Source organism: Variovorax frigidus, assembly GCF_051216515.1.
In the GTDB taxonomy this organism is placed as follows: domain Bacteria; phylum Pseudomonadota; class Gammaproteobacteria; order Burkholderiales; family Burkholderiaceae_C; genus Variovorax.
The window spans coordinates 251,946-268,491 of the sequence record NZ_JBPJZF010000006.1 but is presented as its reverse complement, the minus strand read 5'-3'; the positions used below and the strand labels follow the sequence as shown (position 1 = coordinate 268,491).

17 protein-coding genes are annotated in these 16,546 nt (G+C 68.2%); 1 reads left to right on the top strand and 16 read right to left on the bottom strand.

Going from position 1 to position 16,546, the window contains the following annotated elements; translation table 11 throughout:
* The first annotated feature begins 68 nt into the window (after nt 1–68).
* Complete coding sequence (locus ACSFBC_RS19325; protein ID WP_435511970.1) at nt 69–1,229, top strand: YihY/virulence factor BrkB family protein; 1,161 nt, start codon at nt 69–71, stop codon at nt 1,227–1,229.
* A gap of 22 nt (nt 1,230–1,251) precedes the next feature.
* Here the strand turns inward: ACSFBC_RS19325 and ACSFBC_RS19320 are convergent, their stop codons facing one another.
* From ACSFBC_RS19320 to ACSFBC_RS19245, 16 genes are all read right to left on the bottom strand, one after another.
* Nucleotides 1,252–2,046: a transglutaminase-like domain-containing protein gene (locus tag ACSFBC_RS19320; RefSeq protein ID WP_435511969.1), complete on the bottom strand. Its 795-nt coding sequence runs from the start codon at nt 2,044–2,046 to the stop codon at nt 1,252–1,254.
* A gap of 83 nt (nt 2,047–2,129) precedes the next feature.
* On the bottom strand, nt 2,130–4,568 hold the full coding sequence (locus ACSFBC_RS19315; RefSeq protein ID WP_435511968.1) for a catalase: 2,439 nt from the start codon (nt 4,566–4,568) through the stop codon (nt 2,130–2,132).
* A 221-nt stretch (nt 4,569–4,789) separates the two neighbouring features.
* Nucleotides 4,790–5,986 carry an ABC transporter substrate-binding protein gene (locus ACSFBC_RS19310; protein WP_435511967.1) on the bottom strand — a complete coding sequence of 399 codons (1,197 nt, stop codon included), beginning with the start codon at nt 5,984–5,986 and terminating at the stop codon, nt 4,790–4,792.
* Between the two features lie 40 nt (nt 5,987–6,026).
* Nucleotides 6,027–6,734: an ABC transporter ATP-binding protein gene (locus ACSFBC_RS19305; RefSeq protein WP_435511966.1), complete on the bottom strand. Its 708-nt coding sequence runs from the start codon at nt 6,732–6,734 to the stop codon at nt 6,027–6,029.
* Nucleotides 6,721–7,485, bottom strand: coding sequence for an ABC transporter ATP-binding protein (locus tag ACSFBC_RS19300; RefSeq protein WP_435511965.1), 765 nt, complete (start codon nt 7,483–7,485; stop codon nt 6,721–6,723). Before ACSFBC_RS19300 ends, ACSFBC_RS19305 begins: the two co-directional genes overlap by 14 nt.
* A complete protein-coding gene (locus tag ACSFBC_RS19295; RefSeq protein ID WP_435511964.1) occupies nt 7,478–8,485 on the bottom strand; it encodes a branched-chain amino acid ABC transporter permease in 1,008 nt (335 codons plus the stop codon). The genes ACSFBC_RS19300 and ACSFBC_RS19295 overlap by 8 nt, the downstream gene beginning before the upstream one ends.
* Nucleotides 8,482–9,351 carry a branched-chain amino acid ABC transporter permease gene (locus ACSFBC_RS19290; RefSeq protein ID WP_435511963.1) on the bottom strand — a complete coding sequence of 290 codons (870 nt, stop codon included), beginning with the start codon at nt 9,349–9,351 and terminating at the stop codon, nt 8,482–8,484. Before ACSFBC_RS19290 ends, ACSFBC_RS19295 begins: the two co-directional genes overlap by 4 nt.
* 219 nt (nt 9,352–9,570) lie before the next feature.
* The gene (locus tag ACSFBC_RS19285) at nt 9,571–9,741 is read right to left on the bottom strand and encodes a hypothetical protein (RefSeq protein ID WP_435511962.1); all 171 of its coding nucleotides are present in this window, start codon (nt 9,739–9,741) and stop codon (nt 9,571–9,573) included.
* 34 nt (nt 9,742–9,775) lie between these two features.
* A complete protein-coding gene (gene dbpA / locus ACSFBC_RS19280; RefSeq protein WP_435511961.1) occupies nt 9,776–11,173 on the bottom strand; it encodes an ATP-dependent RNA helicase DbpA in 1,398 nt (465 codons plus the stop codon).
* Between the two features lie 22 nt (nt 11,174–11,195).
* Nucleotides 11,196–11,459, bottom strand: a complete 264-nt coding sequence (gene infA / locus ACSFBC_RS19275) for a translation initiation factor IF-1 (RefSeq protein WP_219214990.1) — start codon at nt 11,457–11,459, stop codon at nt 11,196–11,198.
* A gap of 52 nt (nt 11,460–11,511) precedes the next feature.
* Nucleotides 11,512–11,769, bottom strand: coding sequence for a hypothetical protein (locus ACSFBC_RS19270; RefSeq protein WP_435511960.1), 258 nt, complete (start codon nt 11,767–11,769; stop codon nt 11,512–11,514).
* A 309-nt stretch (nt 11,770–12,078) separates the two neighbouring features.
* The gene (locus tag ACSFBC_RS19265) at nt 12,079–13,296 is read right to left on the bottom strand and encodes a Tm-1-like ATP-binding domain-containing protein (RefSeq protein WP_435511959.1); all 1,218 of its coding nucleotides are present in this window, start codon (nt 13,294–13,296) and stop codon (nt 12,079–12,081) included.
* Entirely contained in the window at nt 13,293–13,736 is a 444-nt protein-coding gene (locus tag ACSFBC_RS19260) for an SRPBCC family protein (RefSeq protein WP_435511958.1), read from the bottom strand. Before ACSFBC_RS19260 ends, ACSFBC_RS19265 begins: the two co-directional genes overlap by 4 nt.
* Nucleotides 13,737–13,783: 47 nt before the next feature.
* Nucleotides 13,784–14,614, bottom strand: coding sequence for a phosphoenolpyruvate hydrolase family protein (locus ACSFBC_RS19255; protein ID WP_435511957.1), 831 nt, complete (start codon nt 14,612–14,614; stop codon nt 13,784–13,786).
* Nucleotides 14,615–14,631: 17 nt separating this feature from the next.
* Nucleotides 14,632–15,609, bottom strand: coding sequence for a branched-chain amino acid ABC transporter permease (locus ACSFBC_RS19250; RefSeq protein WP_435511956.1), 978 nt, complete (start codon nt 15,607–15,609; stop codon nt 14,632–14,634).
* Nucleotides 15,606–16,499, bottom strand: coding sequence for a branched-chain amino acid ABC transporter permease (locus ACSFBC_RS19245; RefSeq protein ID WP_435511955.1), 894 nt, complete (start codon nt 16,497–16,499; stop codon nt 15,606–15,608). The genes ACSFBC_RS19250 and ACSFBC_RS19245 overlap by 4 nt, the downstream gene beginning before the upstream one ends.
* Between the last annotated feature and the right edge of the window lie 47 nt (nt 16,500–16,546).

The window sequence follows — 16,546 nt, the reverse complement described above, 5'->3', positions numbered from 1 at the left end:
ACCGGCGGCCGATCCGGCCGGGTCACAGTGGGACCTCGCCCTCCCACCCTCCCTCGCTCGTCGCCGCCATGAAGCCTCCCTACCTGTTCGTCCTGTGCCGCAAGGCGGTCACGGCCTGGATCGACGACTTCGCGCCCAGCATGGGCGCGTCGATCGCCTACTACACCGTGTTCTCGCTGGCGCCGCTGCTGGTGATCGTGATCGCCATTGCCGGGGCGGTGTTCGGCCGCGAGGCGGTGCAGGGCGAGATCGTCGCGCAGCTGCAGGGCCTGATCGGGCGCGACGGCGCCGTGGCGGTCCAGGGCTTGATCAAGAGTGCCGATGCGCCCGCTCGCGGGCTGGTGGCGGGCGGCATCAGCATCGTGGTGCTGCTGGTCGGCGCGACCACGGTGTTCGCCGAACTGCAGAGCGCGCTCGACCGCATCTGGCATGTGCCGGAGGCCGAGAAGCCGAGCGGCGTGTGGGCGGTGCTGCGCGCCCGCGTGCTGTCCTTCGGCCTGATCCTCGGCCTGGTGTTCCTGCTGATGGTGTCGCTGCTGGTGAGCGCCGGCGTGGCGGCCTTCGGCGGCTGGGCCGGCGGGTTGATGCCCGGCTGGGAGCTGCTGCTGCAGGGGCTGAACGTGCTGATCTCGCTCACCATCACCACCGTGCTGTTCGCGATGATCTTCAAGTTCATGCCGACGGCCGCGATCCGCTGGCGCGATGTCTGGGTCGGCGCGATGGTGACCTCGGTGCTGTTCGAGGTGGGCAAGATGCTGATCGGCCTGTACATCGGCAAGAGCGGCGTGGCCGAATCCTTTGCCGCGGCCGGCTCGTTGGTGGTGTTGCTGGCCTGGGTCTACTACGCGGCGCAGATCTTCCTGCTGGGCGCCGAGTTCACCAAGGTCTATGCCCACGAGCATGGCTCGGTGGCGGGGGCCAAGGCGCTGGCCAGCACCCGTGCGACGGCAGCGGCCGCCGAAGCCGGCACCGATGCGGCGCCCGCGGCGGTGGCGGCCGGTGCCGTGGCGCCTGCGCACCGCGAGCCGACAGCGAACGCTCCGGCCGACGAAGCGATGCTCGCACGCACGACCGAGGCCCAGCAGGAGATCGAACGGCGGCTGAAGAAGAGCACTGCCGCGCTGACGCGACAGGTCGCGCTGCTGGCGCTGGCGACGCTGGCCAGCGGCATGGTGGCGCAATGGCAGAAGCGCCAGCGGAAGGCCGCGCGGCTGAGCCGGCAGCGCTGAGGCGCCCACCGCGCCGGCCCCCTCAGGACGGCGGCGTGTCCAGCTGCTGCACCGTGACGCGCATCTCGCCCATTTCCAGCGGCCCATAGTTCGAAACGAAGGCGACGTCGGCCGCGTCGCGTCCGTAGGCCACCACGATGCGGCCACCCAGCGGCTTGTCTTGCGTGGCGTCGAAGGTGTACCAGCGGCCGTCGATGAAGGCCTCGAACCAGGCGTGCATGTCCATCGGGTCCAGCTTGTGCAGATAGCCGACCACCATCCGGGCCGGGATCTTCAGCGCGCGTGCGAGGCCCACGCCCACATGCGAAAAGTCGCGGCACACCCCGGCGCCGTGCTGCAGCGTGTCGAGCGCATCCGTGGTGGCATCGCTCACGCCGTACTGGTAGACCAGGTTCGCGTGGATCCACGCGCGGATCGCCTCCACCTGGTCGTAGCCCGGCCGGGCGTCGCCCACGATCTCGAGTGCACGTGCTTCCATCTTGTCGGACGGGCAGTAGCGGCTTTGCAGCAGGTACAGCAGCGCGTCGTCGGGCAGCCGGTCGACGGGTGTCGGCGGCGCGCCGGGCGTGACGCGGATGTGCTCCTCGGTCTCCATCACCATCTCGACCTCGATGCGCATCTCGCCTTCGGGGATGGTCAGGCGCTGGCACAGGTTGCCGTAGCTGTCGACGTACTCGGTGGTGCGTACCCAGGGCGAGAGCTCGTAACGCTCGCTGATCATCCATTGCGCCAGACCGCTGCGCGGGCGCAGCATGGCGACCACAGGGCAATCGACCGCGGCCTTCACGGTCATGGTGCAGTTGGCTTGGAGCTTCATTCGTCGAACTTTGGAAGATGGAAGCGCCGCAGCGTGCCACGCAGGCATGGCACCCGCGTGACCGCCAAAGTCGACGAACGCGGTCAGACCCGCGGTGGATCGGTGTCGCGCGCTGCGTGCCGGTGCAGTCCGACCGCGGCGATGAAGTCTGCCGTGGCTGCTTCGATGTGGGCGCTGTCGGCCAGGATCAGGCCCGGGTCGGCGGCGCCGTCGGGCAGGGTCAGCGGCACGCCCGCCTCGCTCAGCAGTGCCTGCGAGGCGCCGAGTGCGAGGATGGTCTTGCAATGGCGGTACTGGTCCTTGACGAAGTCCAGCGTGTGGGCGACCGCGGCCAGCGCCTCGGCCGCATCCGCGCCGTCGGGCAGCACCAGCGCATCGAACAGGAAGCCGGGGCTGTTCTCCATCGACGCGTCGGCCTCGAAGGTCTCGCCCGTGGCCGCGGTGAAGCGCCCCAGACGCGGACCGACCAGGCGCGGCACCGCGCCGGCATTGAACAGCGCGACCTGCAGCGCCGCGAGCGACGGGCCGTCGACGCCGTCGGTCACCAGCAGCGCGATCTTGCGCGAGCGGATGCCGCCGTCGCCGGGGCGCGCCATGAGCGAGAGCGCGGGCGAGCGGTCGACCTCGGGCGTGGCGGGCGTCTCCAGCGCGCGTGGCAACGCCGGCGGCACTTCCATGCCCAGACCGGCCGCGACCTGTGCCGCCAGTGCGGGCGAGGCATTGACCAGGCCTGCGATCACGCGTTCGCGCACCGCTGGCACGGTGACCTTCGACAGCTCGAAGCGGAAGGCCGCCGCGATGTGCGCCTGCTCGACCGGCGTCTGGCTGTTGAAGAACAGCGTGGCCTGCGTGTAGTGGTCGGCGAACTTCTCGGGCTTGGCGCGCACCTTGTCGCTGGATTCCTGCGCATCGATGCGCTTGGCCACGCTGGTGAAACCCTGCGCCGCACCGGCCTGGAAGGGGCAGCCGCCGGCCAGCGAGTTGGGTTCGTAGGCCACGCGGCCGCGATGGATCGCCTGGCGGTGCATGCCGTCACGCTGGTTGTTGTGCACCGGCGCGATGGGCGCGTTGATCGGCAGCTCGTGGAAGTTCGGGCCGCCGAGCCGGCTGATCTGCGTGTCGACGTAGGAGTGGATGCGCCCGGCCAGCAGCGGATCGTTGGTGAAGTCCAGGCCCGGCACGATGTGTGCGGTGCAGAAGGCCACCTGCTCGGTCTCGGCGAAGAAGTTGTCGGGGTTGCGGTTGAGCACCATGCGGCCGACGATCTGCACCGGCACCAGTTCTTCCGGCACGATCTTGGTCGCGTCGAGGATGTCGAAGCTGAAGCTTTCGGCCTGTTCCTCGGTGAAGATCTGCAGGCCCAGTTCCCATTCGGGGTACTCGCCCGCATCGATCGCTTCCCACAGGTCGCGGCGATGGAAGTCCGGGTCCGCGCCCGAGATCTTCACCGCCTCGTCCCACACCAGCGAGTGCGTGCCCAGCTTGGGTTGCCAGTGGAACTTGACGAACACCGACTCGCCCGCGTCATTGACCAGACGGAAGGTGTGCACGCCGAAGCCCTGCATCATCCGGTAGCTGCGCGGGATCGCGCGGTCGCTCATCTGCCACATCAACATGTGGGTGGATTCGGGCATCAGGCCGACGAAGTCCCAGAAGGTGTCGTGCGCCGAAGCGGCCTGCGGCATGCCATGGTGCGGCTCGGGCTTGACCGCGTGGACCAGGTCGGGGAACTTGATCGCGTCCTGGATGAAGAACACCGGCATGTTGTTGCCCACCAGGTCCCAGTTGCCCTCGTCGGTGTAGAACTTGACGGCGAAGCCGCGCACGTCGCGTGCGGTGTCCTTGGAGCCGCGTTCGCCGGCCACCGTCGAGAAGCGCACGAACACCGGCGTGATCTTGCCGGCCTCGGCGAACAACGAGGCCTTGGTGTATTCGGTCAACGGAGCGTAGGTTTCGAAGAAACCGTGCGCGGCCGATCCGCGCGCATGCACGATGCGTTCGGGGATGCGCTCGTGGTCGAAGTGCGTGATCTTCTCGCGCAGGATGAAGTCCTCGAGCAGCGCCGGCCCGCGCACGCCGGCCTTGAGCGAGTTCTGGTTGTCGGCCACCGGCACGCCGTGGTTGGTCGTGAGGCGCTGGCCCGACGAATCCACGCGCACGCGGTCGAGCGTGTCGATGGTCGCATTCACGCCTTCGGCCGCGACCGTGCCGGTCTTGTCCGAGGGGTTGGCTTCCGACAGCGTGCTGCCGCCGGGCAGGCGCGACGGTGGCGTCGCGGTCAGGCCTTGGGGAGGTGTCGGCGCATTGGCTTCACCATATTCCAGCGGCTTGTTGGTGTTGGCCGGCATCGCGGCGGCCAGCGCCTGCGTGTCGGCAGCCTTTTGCGCAGGCGGGTCGCCGGGGGCGGCGTTCGGCGGGGCCGGATGGGCCGGTCCGCTGTCGGTGTTGCGGGCTGCAGCCTTGGCCGCAACGGCCGTGGCGGGATCGACGGGCAGGTTTGCGGGGGCGCGGGATTTGGCCATGGCGGTCGGACTTCCGAGTGGTTAAAGGGGGGGGGAATGCCACGCTAGGCACGACTCCCTGCCCGACCTGTAGGACGCCACCACCGTTTGCCACGGGCGCTGTCCCATGCAGCCCATCCGCTCTGGCAGCGCGTCCGATCATCCCGCGCACGCTGTTCGCCGTGATCAGCGTCGCGAACGTGTGGCTGGTCGCCACCGTCCTGACCTGAGCACGGCGGTCTTCACTTCATCAGGTCGCTGAGGTTCACCGGCTTGATCTTGCCGCCTTCGACGGTGGCCACCAGCGGGTCGAGCAGCGTGCCGCCCGTGGCATCGACACCGCGGAAGTCGGCCGCATTGACCTGCTTGGGCAGCTTGCTCATCGCCTCGCCGATCTTGGCGCGGATGGCGGTGGCGTCGCTCGTGCTGCCGGCCAGCTTCATCGCGGCGGCCAGTGCATGCGTCATTGCGTAGTTGTACGAGGACTCGGTGGTGGGCGCCTTGTCGGCACCGTAGGCTGCGCGGTAGGCCGCGGCGAAGGTCTGCGGACCGACGCGCACGTCGTCCGACACCGGCAGCACGCCGATCGAACCCTCGAGCGCACCCAGGCCGCCCGTGACCTTGGCCATCTCGTCGAACTTGGCCTGGTCCATCACCAGGAAGCCGCCCTTGAAGCCGAGCTCGCGCGCCTGCTTGGCGACCAGCGCCGACGGCTCGGACGGGCCGCCGATGAACAGCACGTCGGGCTTCTCGGCCAGCACGCGGCTCACACCGCTGTAGAAATCGGCCGAGCGGTTGTACGACATGGGGTTGTTCGACACCACGGTGCCGCCGGCCTTCTTCCAGGCCGGCTCGAACAGCGCGCTCCAGTTCTTCGCGTACTCGTGGTCGCCCGGCAGCATGCCGACCTTCTTGCCGAACTTGGCCATCTCGTAGCGCGTGAAGGGCTCGATGTAGCCGGCGAAGGTCGGCGGGATGCGGATGGTCAGCTTGTTGCCGGTCTCGGTGATCTTCGGCGTGCTGGAGTAGGCCAGCACGATGAACTTCTCCTGCTCGTTGAAGGCCTGCATCGCGTAGATGCCGCCCGAGTGCGGCACGAACACGGCCGGCGTCTGGTACTGCTGCACCAGGCGGCGCGAGTTGATCGCGGCTTCGGCCGGTGCGTACTTGTCGTCGAGCGCGACCAGCTCGAGCTTGACCTTCTTGCCCGCCACCTCGAGGCCGGCCGCGTTGATTTCCTTGAGCGCCATCTCGATGCCGTTGACCACGTTCTTGCCGTAGAGCGCGGCGCCGCCCGACAGCGGGCCGGTGAAGCCGATCTTCACTACGTCCTGGGCCGACGCAGCGCCGGCACCGAGGGTGGCGAGCAGGGCCACGGCCAGTGGCAATGCGGCCAGGCGACGGCGAGGCAGACGGGCGGGGGTATTCGCGTTGTTCATGGGTGTTGTCTCCGGTGTGAAAAATGGAACGCAGAGGGAATCAGGCGCCGATGTAGGCGGCCCGGACGGCTTCGTTGTTGAGCAGCGAGTCGCGGTCGCCTTCGAGCGTGATGCGCCCGCGCTCGATCACGTAGGCGCGGTGCGCGATGGCCAGCGCCGAGAAGGCGTTCTGCTCGGCCAGCAGCACGGTGGTGCCGGCCCGGTTGATGCGCTGGATGACCTCGAACACCTGCTTGACCACCAGCGGCGCCAGGCCCAGCGAGGGTTCGTCGAGCAGCAGCACCTTGGGCCGGCCCAGCATCGCGCGGCCGATGGCCACCATCTGCTGCTGGCCGCCCGACAGCGAGCCGGCGGGGTCGTCCTGCTTCTTCTCCAGGATCGGGAACAGGCCGAACACCTCGTCGATCGAGCGCCGGATGCCGGCCTTGTCGCCGCGGTGCACGTAGGCGCCGAGTTCCAGGTTCTTGCGCACCGTCATCATCGGGAACAGCTTGCGGCCCTCGGGGCATTGCACCAGGCCCGCCTGCACGATCTGCGCGGTGCGCATGCCCGCGATCTCGCGGTCGGCGAGCCGGATGCTGCCGGCGCTGGGCTTGTGGATGCCGCTGGCCGCCATGAAGATCGAGGTCTTGCCCGCGCCGTTGGCGCCCAGCAGAACGACCAGTTCGCCCGCCTCGGCATGCAGCGTGAGGCCCTGCAGCGCGCGGAAGCTGCCGTAGTGCAGGTCGACGTTCTCAAACCGCAGCATGGTCGGCTCCCAGGTAGGCCTCGATCACCTGCGGATCGCGCCGGATCTCCGCGGGCGTGCCTTCGGCGATCTTGGCGCCGTTGTTCAGCACGACGATCTTGTCGGCGAGCCGCATGATCATGTCCATCTTGTGTTCGATCAGGCACACGGTCTTGCCGTGGTCGACCAGCTTGCGGATCAGCGCCGCCAGGCCGACGGTTTCCTCGGGGTTCACGCCGCCCGCGGGCTCGTCCAGCAGCAGCAGCTCGGGGTCGGTCGCGAGCGCCAGCGCAAAGGCCACGCGCTTGCGCTCCTCCTGCGTGATGTCGGCCGCGATGCGGTTCGCCACATGCGACAGCCCGACGAAGTCCAGCGCCTCGCGGGCCTTCTCGCGGCACAGGCGTTCTTCGTCCTGCAGCCGGCGCGAGTTGACGAGCACGTCCCACAGCCCCGAGTGCGTGCGCAGCCGGTGGCCGACGATCAGGTTGTCGAGCACCGTCGCGTTGTCGAACAGGTGCGTGCTCTGGAAGGTGCGCGCGATGCCCAGCCGTGCCACGTGGTCGGGCCGCAGCCCGGTCACGTCGCGCTCCTTGAACACGATGCGCCCGGAGGTCGGCGGGTGCGTGCCGGCCACCAGGTTGAAGAAGGTCGTCTTGCCCGCGCCGTTGGGGCCGATGATGGCGCTGACCTGGCCGCGCTCGAAGCGCGTCGTGACGTCGTCGACCGCGGTCAGCCCGAAGAACTGCTTGGTGAGGCCGGTGATCTCAAGCATGGGACGGGCCCTCCTTGGCGGGAGCCGCGGGGTCCGCGGGGGCGGCCGTCAGTGCGGCGGTACGCCGCGCGCGCCGCTTGAGCCAGGTGCCGACCAGGCCGTCGGGCAGGAAGATGATCAGCGCGATCAGCACCGGCCCGAACACCACCATGCGGTAGTCCTGCAGAAACTGCAGGCTCTGCGTCAGGTAGGTGACCAGCAGCGTGCCGACCAGCGGCCCGAGGAGCGTGCCGACGCCGCCCACCAGCACGAACATCACCAGGTCGAAGGTCACGACCTCGCTCGCCAGGTCGGGTCCGAGAAAGCGCACCTGGCCTGCATAGAGCGCGCCCGCGAAGCCGGCGTAGACCACCGACAGCACGAAGGACAGCGTCTTGGTGCGCATCAGGTCGATGCCCAGCGCCTCGGCCAGCTCGTCGCTGTTGCGCACCGCCATGAAGCTGCGGCCCAGCAGCGAGCGCACGATGCGCGCCATGACCCAGATGCCCAGCACCAGGAAGGCCAGCACCAGGTAGTACTGCGACAGCGGCGTGCCGAACTGCACCGGCCCGATGCCCGGCGGCGAGGGGATGCCCATGATGCCCACCGGCCCGTGCGTGAGGCTTTCCCACTTCTCGATCAGCAGGAACATGATGTAGCTCACGCAGAGCGTGAAGATCGAGAAGTAGTGACCCTTCAGGCGCAGCGACAGCAGGCCGACGAAGAAGCCCAGCACCGCGGTGACGCAGCCCGCGAGCAGGAAAGCGATCCAGAACGGCACCTGGTGGTCGACCGTCAGGATGCCGACCGTGTACGCGCCCACCGCCATGAAGGCGCCGTGCGCCAGGTTGAACTGCCCGGTGTAGCCGGTGATCAGGTTCAGGCCCAGCGCCGCGATGGCCATGATGAAGGCCTGCGTCGCGACCGAGATCAGGTAGTTGTTCTGCGCGAACAGCGGGAACACCAGCGCCGCCAGGGCCAGCAGGGCCCAGCCGGCGCGCCCTTCGAACAGCCGGCTCATGCGCGCGCCCCCTTGGGCGTGAACAGGCCCTGCGGCCGGAACGACAGGATCACCACCAGCAGCACGAAGGCGATGATGTCCTTGTAGTCGGTGGAGAAGTAGAAGCCGCCGAAGCTCTCGGCCAGCCCGATGATCAGACCGCCCACGATCGCGCCGGGGAAGCTGCCCATGCCGCCGAGGATGATGATCACGAAGGCCTTGGTGATCACCAGGTGGCCCATCGCCGGGTAGACCAGGTTGATCGGCGCGTACAGCACTGCGGCGATGGCCGCCAGGGCGCCGGAGATCGCGAACACCAGCAGCTTGACCCGCGTGGCGTCGATGCCGACCAGCGCCGCGCCCTGCGGGTTCTGCGCCATCGCGATGATGGTCGAGCCGGTCACGGTGCGCGTCAGGAACAGGTGCAGCACTGCCACCAAACTGAACGCGCCGACGATGATCAGCAGGCGCTGCAGCGGCGCGGTCAGGCCGAAGATCTCGACGATCTGGCCGTAGGGCGTGGGCATGCGGTGGAAGTCGGCGCCGAATATCGCCTGCGCCCCGGCCTCGAGGAACAGCAGGATGCCGATGGCCGCGATCATGTCGTGCAGCTCGGGCGCGTTGCGCAGCGGGTGGAACACCAGCCGGTCGGCCAGCATCGCGATGCCTGCGACGATCACCGCGGCGCCGGCCATCGCCACCCAGTAGTTCAGGCCCAGCTTGACCATCAGGTAGTAGCCGACGAAGGCGCCCGACATGTAGAACGCGCCGTGGGCGAAGTTCGGCACGTGCAGGATCCCGTAGACCAGCGTCAGGCCCAGGGCGACCAGGCTGTAGACACCACCGACCGTCAGGCCGTTGAGAAGTTGCTGAAAGAACAGTTCCACGTCGATCCCTCGCGAAAGACCCCGGGTGGTGCCGCGTCGTCGGCGGCACAGGGGCAAGCGAGGAATTGTGGGGACCGGGTCCGGGCCGGTCGACTGAGGTTTGCCCGCGGTCGGCGTCGCATCGGCGACTTCCTACCGCACGGTAGGTCGATGCGTTCGCCCATGAAAAACGCGCCCGAAGGCGCGTCGTTCACGGAAGCGATCCGAAGGGGCCGAGGATCAGCCGCCCTTCTTGGGACGCTTGCCGGGGTTCTTCTTGCTGCGCGTCGCCGTGCCGCGTTCGAGGCTCACCTTCTGGCCGCCACCGGACCTGGGGATGGCGTAGCCGGCCGGCGGGGTGGGGGTAGGGGTGGCAATGCGGTCTGCCTCGGTGCGAATTTTCTTGGGCATGGTAGCTCGGGATAAAAATGGTCGAAGGGCGTAATTAAGCCACATCGTCGAGCAGCCGTACCTTGACGGACTTGCCCTTGACGCGGCCGGTGGAGAGTTTGTGGGCCGCTTCGCGCGCGATGCGACGGTCGACAGCCACATACGTGGAGAACTCGTTGACGTTGATCTTGCCCACCTGCTCCTTGGTGAAGCCGGCGTCGCCGGTGAGCGCGCCCAGCACGTCGCCGGCGCGGATCTTCTCCTTGCGGCCGCCGACGATCTGCAGCGTGGACATCGGCGGACGCAGCGGTTCGCCGGTACCGGGCGTGAGTTCGGCCAGCGGATGCCAGTCGGATTCACGGCCCTGCAGCTGCTCGATCTTGCCGACGCTGCCCATCTCGTCCATCGAGGCCAGGTTCAGCACCAGGCCTTCGGCGTCCGCGCGGCCGGTGCGGCCGATGCGGTGGATGTGGATCTCCGAATCGGGCGTCACGTCGACGTTGATCACGGCTTCGAGCTGGGCGATGTCGAGGCCGCGCGCGGCCACGTCGGTCGCCACCAGCACCGAGCAGCTGCGGTTCGAGAACTGCACCAGCACCTGGTCGCGCTCGCGCTGCTCGAGTTCGCCGAACAGCGCCATCGCACTGAAGCCCTGCCCCTGCAGCACCGCGACCAGGTCGCGGCATTGCTGCTTGGTGTTGCAGAAGGCCAGCGTGCTCTGCGGGCGGAAGTGGTCGAGCAGCAGCGACACCGCATGCAGCCGGTCGTTGTTCTTGACCTCGTACCAGCGCTGGACGATCTTGCCTTCCTCGTGCTGGGCCTGGACGGTGATCTGCTGCGGCGCCTTCATGAACTGCGCCGCCAGCTTGGCGATGCCTTCGGGGTAGGTGGCCGAGAACAGCAGCGTCTGGCGCTCGGGCGGGCACTGGCGCGCCACCGTCACGATGTCTTCGAAGAAGCCCATGTCCAGCATGCGGTCGGCTTCGTCGAGCACCAGCGTGTTGAGCGCCTCGAGGCTCAGGTTGCCGCGTTCGAGGTGGTCCATGATCCGGCCGGGCGTGCCGACCACGATGTGGGCGCCGTGCTCGAGGCTGGCGTTCTGGCCGCGCAAGGCGACGCCGCCGCAGAGCGTGATGACCTTGATGTTCTCTTCGGCGCGCGCCAGCCGGCGGATCTCGGTCGTGACCTGGTCGGCCAGCTCGCGCGTGGGGCACAGCACCATCGCCTGCACCGCGAAGCGGCGCGGGTTGAGGTTGGCCAGCAGCGCCAGCGCGAAGGCCGCGGTCTTGCCGCTGCCCGTCTTGGCCTGGGCGATCAGGTCCTTGCCGAGCAGCGCCACCGGCAGGCTGGCCGCCTGGATGGGCGTCATCTGCAGATAGCCGAGCTGCGTGAGGTTGGCGAGCGTCTGCGGCGCGAGCGGCAGCGTGTCGAAACCGGTGGCGGAACCTGTCACGGGCGTACTTCTTCGGAGTCGATCAACGGCGTTGGGCGCCGTTGTTGGTGGGCGGCGGGCCGCGGCGTTCCAGGTGGCGGAAGGTGATCCGTCCCTTGGTCAGGTCGTAGGGCGAGAGCTCGAGCGACACCTTGTCGCCCGCCAGGATGCGGATGTGATGCTTGCGCATCTTGCCGCCGCTGTAGGCGATGAGCTGGTGACCGTTGTCGAGCGTCACGCGGTAGCGCGAGTCGGGCAGGACTTCCGTCACTGCGCCGTTCATTTCGATCAGTTCTTCCTTGGCCATGAATTACCTCTGAAAAGTTGTCGTGATGATGATGGGAAAAGCGGTGTGCCGCTCAGGCGGCGCAATGCATGGGAGCCTGCTGCGGCACGGTGCGCTCGCGCACCCAGCCCAGGCCTTCGTCGACGGCGTAGCGCAGCGCGGCACCGTGGCTCGAGAAATGGGGTGTGAAGCGCATGACGCGGTCGTGCATGTTGCTGCCGCGGCCGGAGCGGATCGACACGGACGCTGCGAAGCGACCGTCGTCCAGATTCTTGATGAGCGGCGAGACGAGGTACTTGCCCACCGCCACGCTGTGTTGAATGATGTCCATGAAAGCCTTCGCGCATTGCGACACCGCAATACGCTGAAAATAATTGAAAACGGGCGCGGGCCGGCCAATGGACGCTTAAAAAAAGCATCCTGGAACGCGGACAGCGCGAAATTCGCTTCAACAGGAACGAAGGCAGTGGTGGCAATCATGGGCGCCCGGTCTGGCGCTCCAACACACTGTATTGGGCCGGCTTGAAAGTGAGGCGCCTGGCGATCCGGGGATCGGACAGGTCAGCCGGCAGGATGACGAAGTGCTTCGTCGTGGTATCGAAACGAACCGCACATTCTACCCGATCTGGCACAAGTGTTGCTAATCGGACCTGATTTCTGCCAGCACTTCCCTGACTTGTTGCGCTGCGGCTGCGATGAAGGCCGGCGCGTTGATGTGCGCCGCCACGCGCACCAGCCGGCGCATTCCGTTCTGTCGGGTGTGCGCCTCGAGGGCCTCGAACAGCGCCGTGTCGGCCTCGGGCCACCAGAAGGCCTGGCCCGGCGCATCGAGCGCCGAGACGCCGCCCCCCGGGATCAGGAAGCGCACCGGGCCCTGCATGCGGTTGAGCCGCTCGGCGATCCAGCGGCCCAGTTGACGGTTCTCGTCGGGCGTGGTCCGCATCAGCGTGACGTGGCTGTTGTGCAGATGGAACAGTCGATCCTCGAAATGGGCCGGCACGGTCTCGCGGCCCCAGAAATTGACCATGTCGAGCGCGCCGCAAGAGCCTACGTAGGGCAGTGGCCGGCGCGCGGGCGCCGACAGCCGCTCGGGCCCGGCACTGAGCACGCCGCCGAACAGCAGGTCGGCGATCTCGGTGGTCGTGATGTCGACCATCGCCGCCAGATGCCCGTCGACGGCCAGTTTCTCCAGGCTCTGCCCGCCGGTGCCGGTGGCATGGAAGATCAGGCATTCGCCCTCGGCCTGCAGTTCGCGCGCCAGGCCTTGCACGCAGGGGGTGGTCACGCCGAACATCGACAGCCCGAGTGCGGGCAGCGTGTCGGCCGCCGGCGGCTCCCAGGCGCGGACCATGCCGGCCATGGCGTGTGCCGCGTTGCCCAGCACCTGGCGCGAGATGCGGTTCAAGCCCGACACGTCGACCACCGGGTAGAGCGTGGCGATGTCCGAACTGCCCACGTAGGCGCGCACGTCGCCCGAGGCCAGCGTGGTCACCAGCAGCTTGGGCAGGCCCACGGGCAGCCGCTGCAGCGCGGGCGCGACCAGCGAGGCCGCGCCCGAGCCGCCCGCAGCGATCACGCCGGCCACGTCGCCGCGTGCCGGCAGGAAGGTTTCGAGCGCCAGGGCCATCGCATCGACGGCGCTGCCGCGGTCGCCGGTGAACACGGCGGCGGCACCGCCGGGGTGGTGCGCGGCGATCTCGCGTGCGCTCACCTGCACGCCATCCACGGCGCCATGGTCGGTGGTCGAGACATCGGCCGTCACCACCGCCACGCCCTGCGCGCGCAAGCGTTGGGCGATGTAGTGCAGTTCGTCGGCCTTGGTGTCGAACGTGCCGATGACCCAGGCCGCGCCGTTCATTGGCCGGCGCGCCCGAAGCGCTGGTTCACGCAGTCGAAGAAGGTGCGGAAGGTGCCCTCGACGCGCGCCTTCGCGGCGGCTTCCTGCTCGGGCGGCACCTCCCATTCGGCCCACCACTCGCCGAAGCAGCGGTTGCCCTCGGTCACCGGCAGCAGGTGCATCTCGGCGACGTAGTGGCGCCAGTCGGCGTCGACCTCGAGGATCGCGTAGCGGCAACGGTGCTCGGCATCGGACAGCGCAAGCAATCGCTCCCGGATGATGCCGCCGTCGCGCGCCTTGAAGTTGCGCACGCAGCCGATGCGATCGGCCGGTTCGCCGCCCTCGATGTACGAACGCTCGAAGTAGGGGTGGTAGTTGCCCAGATCGCCGAAGTCGCGCAGCAGGCTCCACGCCTGCTCCAGCGTGGCGTCCATCACCGCGCTCACATAGACCCTTGTCATTGCCTTGTCTCCAGTGTTCCTGTCCGTCCTCGCAGCGCCGCCTCGGCTCAGAACTGCACCTTCTTGTAGCGCTCGACGTGCGCCGTGATGGCGATCTCCGTGGGCAGCCGCTCCATGCTGCTGGCGCCGTAGAAGCCGTTGCAGTGCGTGCTGTTCTGCAGCACGTAGGCCACGTCTTCGGGCGAGGAGATCGGGCCGCCGTGCGCGATCACGATCACGTCCTTGCGCACCTTGCGTGCGGCCTCCGCCCATTCGTCGATGAGCTGCACCGACTGCGCCAGCGACTTCGCCGTGGTCGCGCCGATGGTGCCGCCGGTGGTCACGCCCATGTGCGGCACGATGAAATCGGCGCCCGCCTCGGTCATGGCCACCGCCTCTTCGGCGCTGAACACGTAGGGCGTGGTCAGCAGGTCGAGCTCGTGGGCCTGGCGGATCATGTCGACCTCGGTCGCGTAGTTGATGCCGGTCTCCTCGAGGCTGCGGCGGAAGTCGCCGTCGATGATGCCCACGGTCGGGAAGTTCTGGACGCCTGAAAACCCGAGGTCCTTCAGCCGGCGCAGGAAGCTCGGCATGATCACGAAGGGGTCGGTGCCGTTGACGCCCGCGATCACCGGCGTCTTTTTGCACACCGGCAGCACTTCGCCCGCCATGTCGACCACGATGTCGTTGGCATTGCCGTAGGCCAGCAGTCCGGCCGACGACGCGCGGCCCGCCATGCGGTAGCGGCCCGAGTTGTAGATCACGATCAGGTCGATGCCGGCGGCCTCTTCGCACTTGGCGGAAATGCCCGTGCCGGCGCCGCCGCCGATGATGGGCTCGCGCCGCTTCACCATCTCGTTGAACTTCTGCATCAGCGCCTGGCGCTCGAAACGGGGCATGGTCTTCTCCTGGGTGGTCAGTCTGGACGTTGAACGGGGGCCTGCGTGTCGTCGGCGGGGCGGGTCAGCGCACCCGCGATGCCGCTGCGGAAGGTCATCACGCAGACCATGAAGATGACGCCGGTGACCAGGGTCACCCAGCCTCCGAAGGCGTCGAGGTAGTACTGCAGCGCGACCACGACCGTCGCGCCGATGGCCGGGCCCAGTACCGACTGCATGCCGCCGAGCAGGGCCATCAGCACCACGTCGCCCGACAGATGCCAGTGCACATCGGTGAGCGCGGCCAGCTGGAACACCAGTGCCTTCATCGAGCCGGCCAGGCCGGACAGCGCGGCCGAGAGCACGAACAGCACCAGCTTGTAGCGATCGACGGGATAGCCCAGCGAACGGGCACGCGGCTCGTGCTCGCGGATGGCCAGGATCACGTGGCCGAAGGGCGAATGCACCACGCGATGGATCAGCGCCAGGCCGCCCAGGGTGAGCACCAGCACCAGGTAGTACATCGCGCGGTCGTCGCGCAGGTCGATCAGGCCGAACAGCTGCCCGCGCGGGATCTGCTGCATGCCGTCCTCGGCGCCGGTGAAGGGCAACTGGAGGAACAGGAAATAGACCATCTGCGCCAGCGCGAGCGTGACCATCGCGAGGTAGATGCCCTGGCGGCGGATCGCGAGCGAGCCGATCACCGCGCCCAGCAGCGCCGCGCCCAGCGTGCCGGCCAGGATGCCGACCTCCGGCGTGAGGCCGGCGTGCTTCACCACCAGCCCGGTCAGGTAGGCCGCGGTGCCGAAGAAGGCCGCATGGCCGAAGGACATGATGCCGCCGAAGCCCAGCAGCAGGTTGTAGGCGCAGGCGAACAGCGCCAGGCACAGCAGCTTCATCACGAACACCGGGTAGACGATCTGCGGCAGCCAGGGCACCACGACCAGTGCCGCCACCGCAGCCGCGATCAGCGTGCGCACTGCCGCGGGCGGCAAGGCGAAACGAGCGGTGTTCATGCCGAACCCTCGCGACCGAACAGGCCCTTGGGCCGCAGCAGCAGCACCAGCGCCATCAGGACGAAGATCACCGTGCTCGAGGCCTCGGAATAGAACACGCGCGTCCAGCCCTCGACCACGCCGATCACCAGCGCGGTGACGATGGAGCCGAACATCGAGCCCATGCCGCCGATGACGACGATCGCGAAGACCACGATCACCAGGTTCGAACCCATGGCCGGGTTCACGTGCAGGATCGGCGCGGCCAGCACGCCCGCGAAGGCGGCCAGTCCGATGCCCACGCCATAGGTGAGCGTGAGCAGCAGCGGCACGTTGATGCCGAAGGATTGCGTGAGCGTGGTCTTCTCGGTCGCCGCGCGCAGCTTGGCACCGAGCGGCGTGCGCTCGATCAGCCACCAGCTGAGCAGGCAGCAGGCCAGTGCCGCGGCGATCACCCAGCCGCGGTAGAGCGGCAGGACCATGAAGCCCAGCTGCACCGTGCCGCGCAGCGATTCGGGGACCGGGTAGGGATGGCCCGAGGAGCCGAAGAGCAGCCGGAAGCCGCCTTCGAGCACCAGCACCAGGCCGAAGGTCAGCAAGAGGCCATAGATCGGATCGAGCCCGCGCAGCTTGCGCAGCAGCGTGCGCTCGAACACCGCGCCCGCGACACCGACCAGCACCGGCACCACCAGCAACGCGATCCAGTAGCCGATGCCCAGGTAGCGCTGCAGCATCCAGGCACCGAAGGCGCCCGTCATGAAGAAGGCGCCGTGCGCGAAGTTCACGATGCGCAGCAGGCCGAAGATCACGGCCAGGCCGAGGCTCAGCACTGCATAGAAGCAGCCGTTGACCAGCCCGAGCATCGTCTGTCCGGCAATCACGGCGAGGGGCATTCCGAAGAGTTCGGTCATGGCGCAGCCCCTGGAGGCAGGGTGCGGGGGTGTCGGTTCGTGTCGTC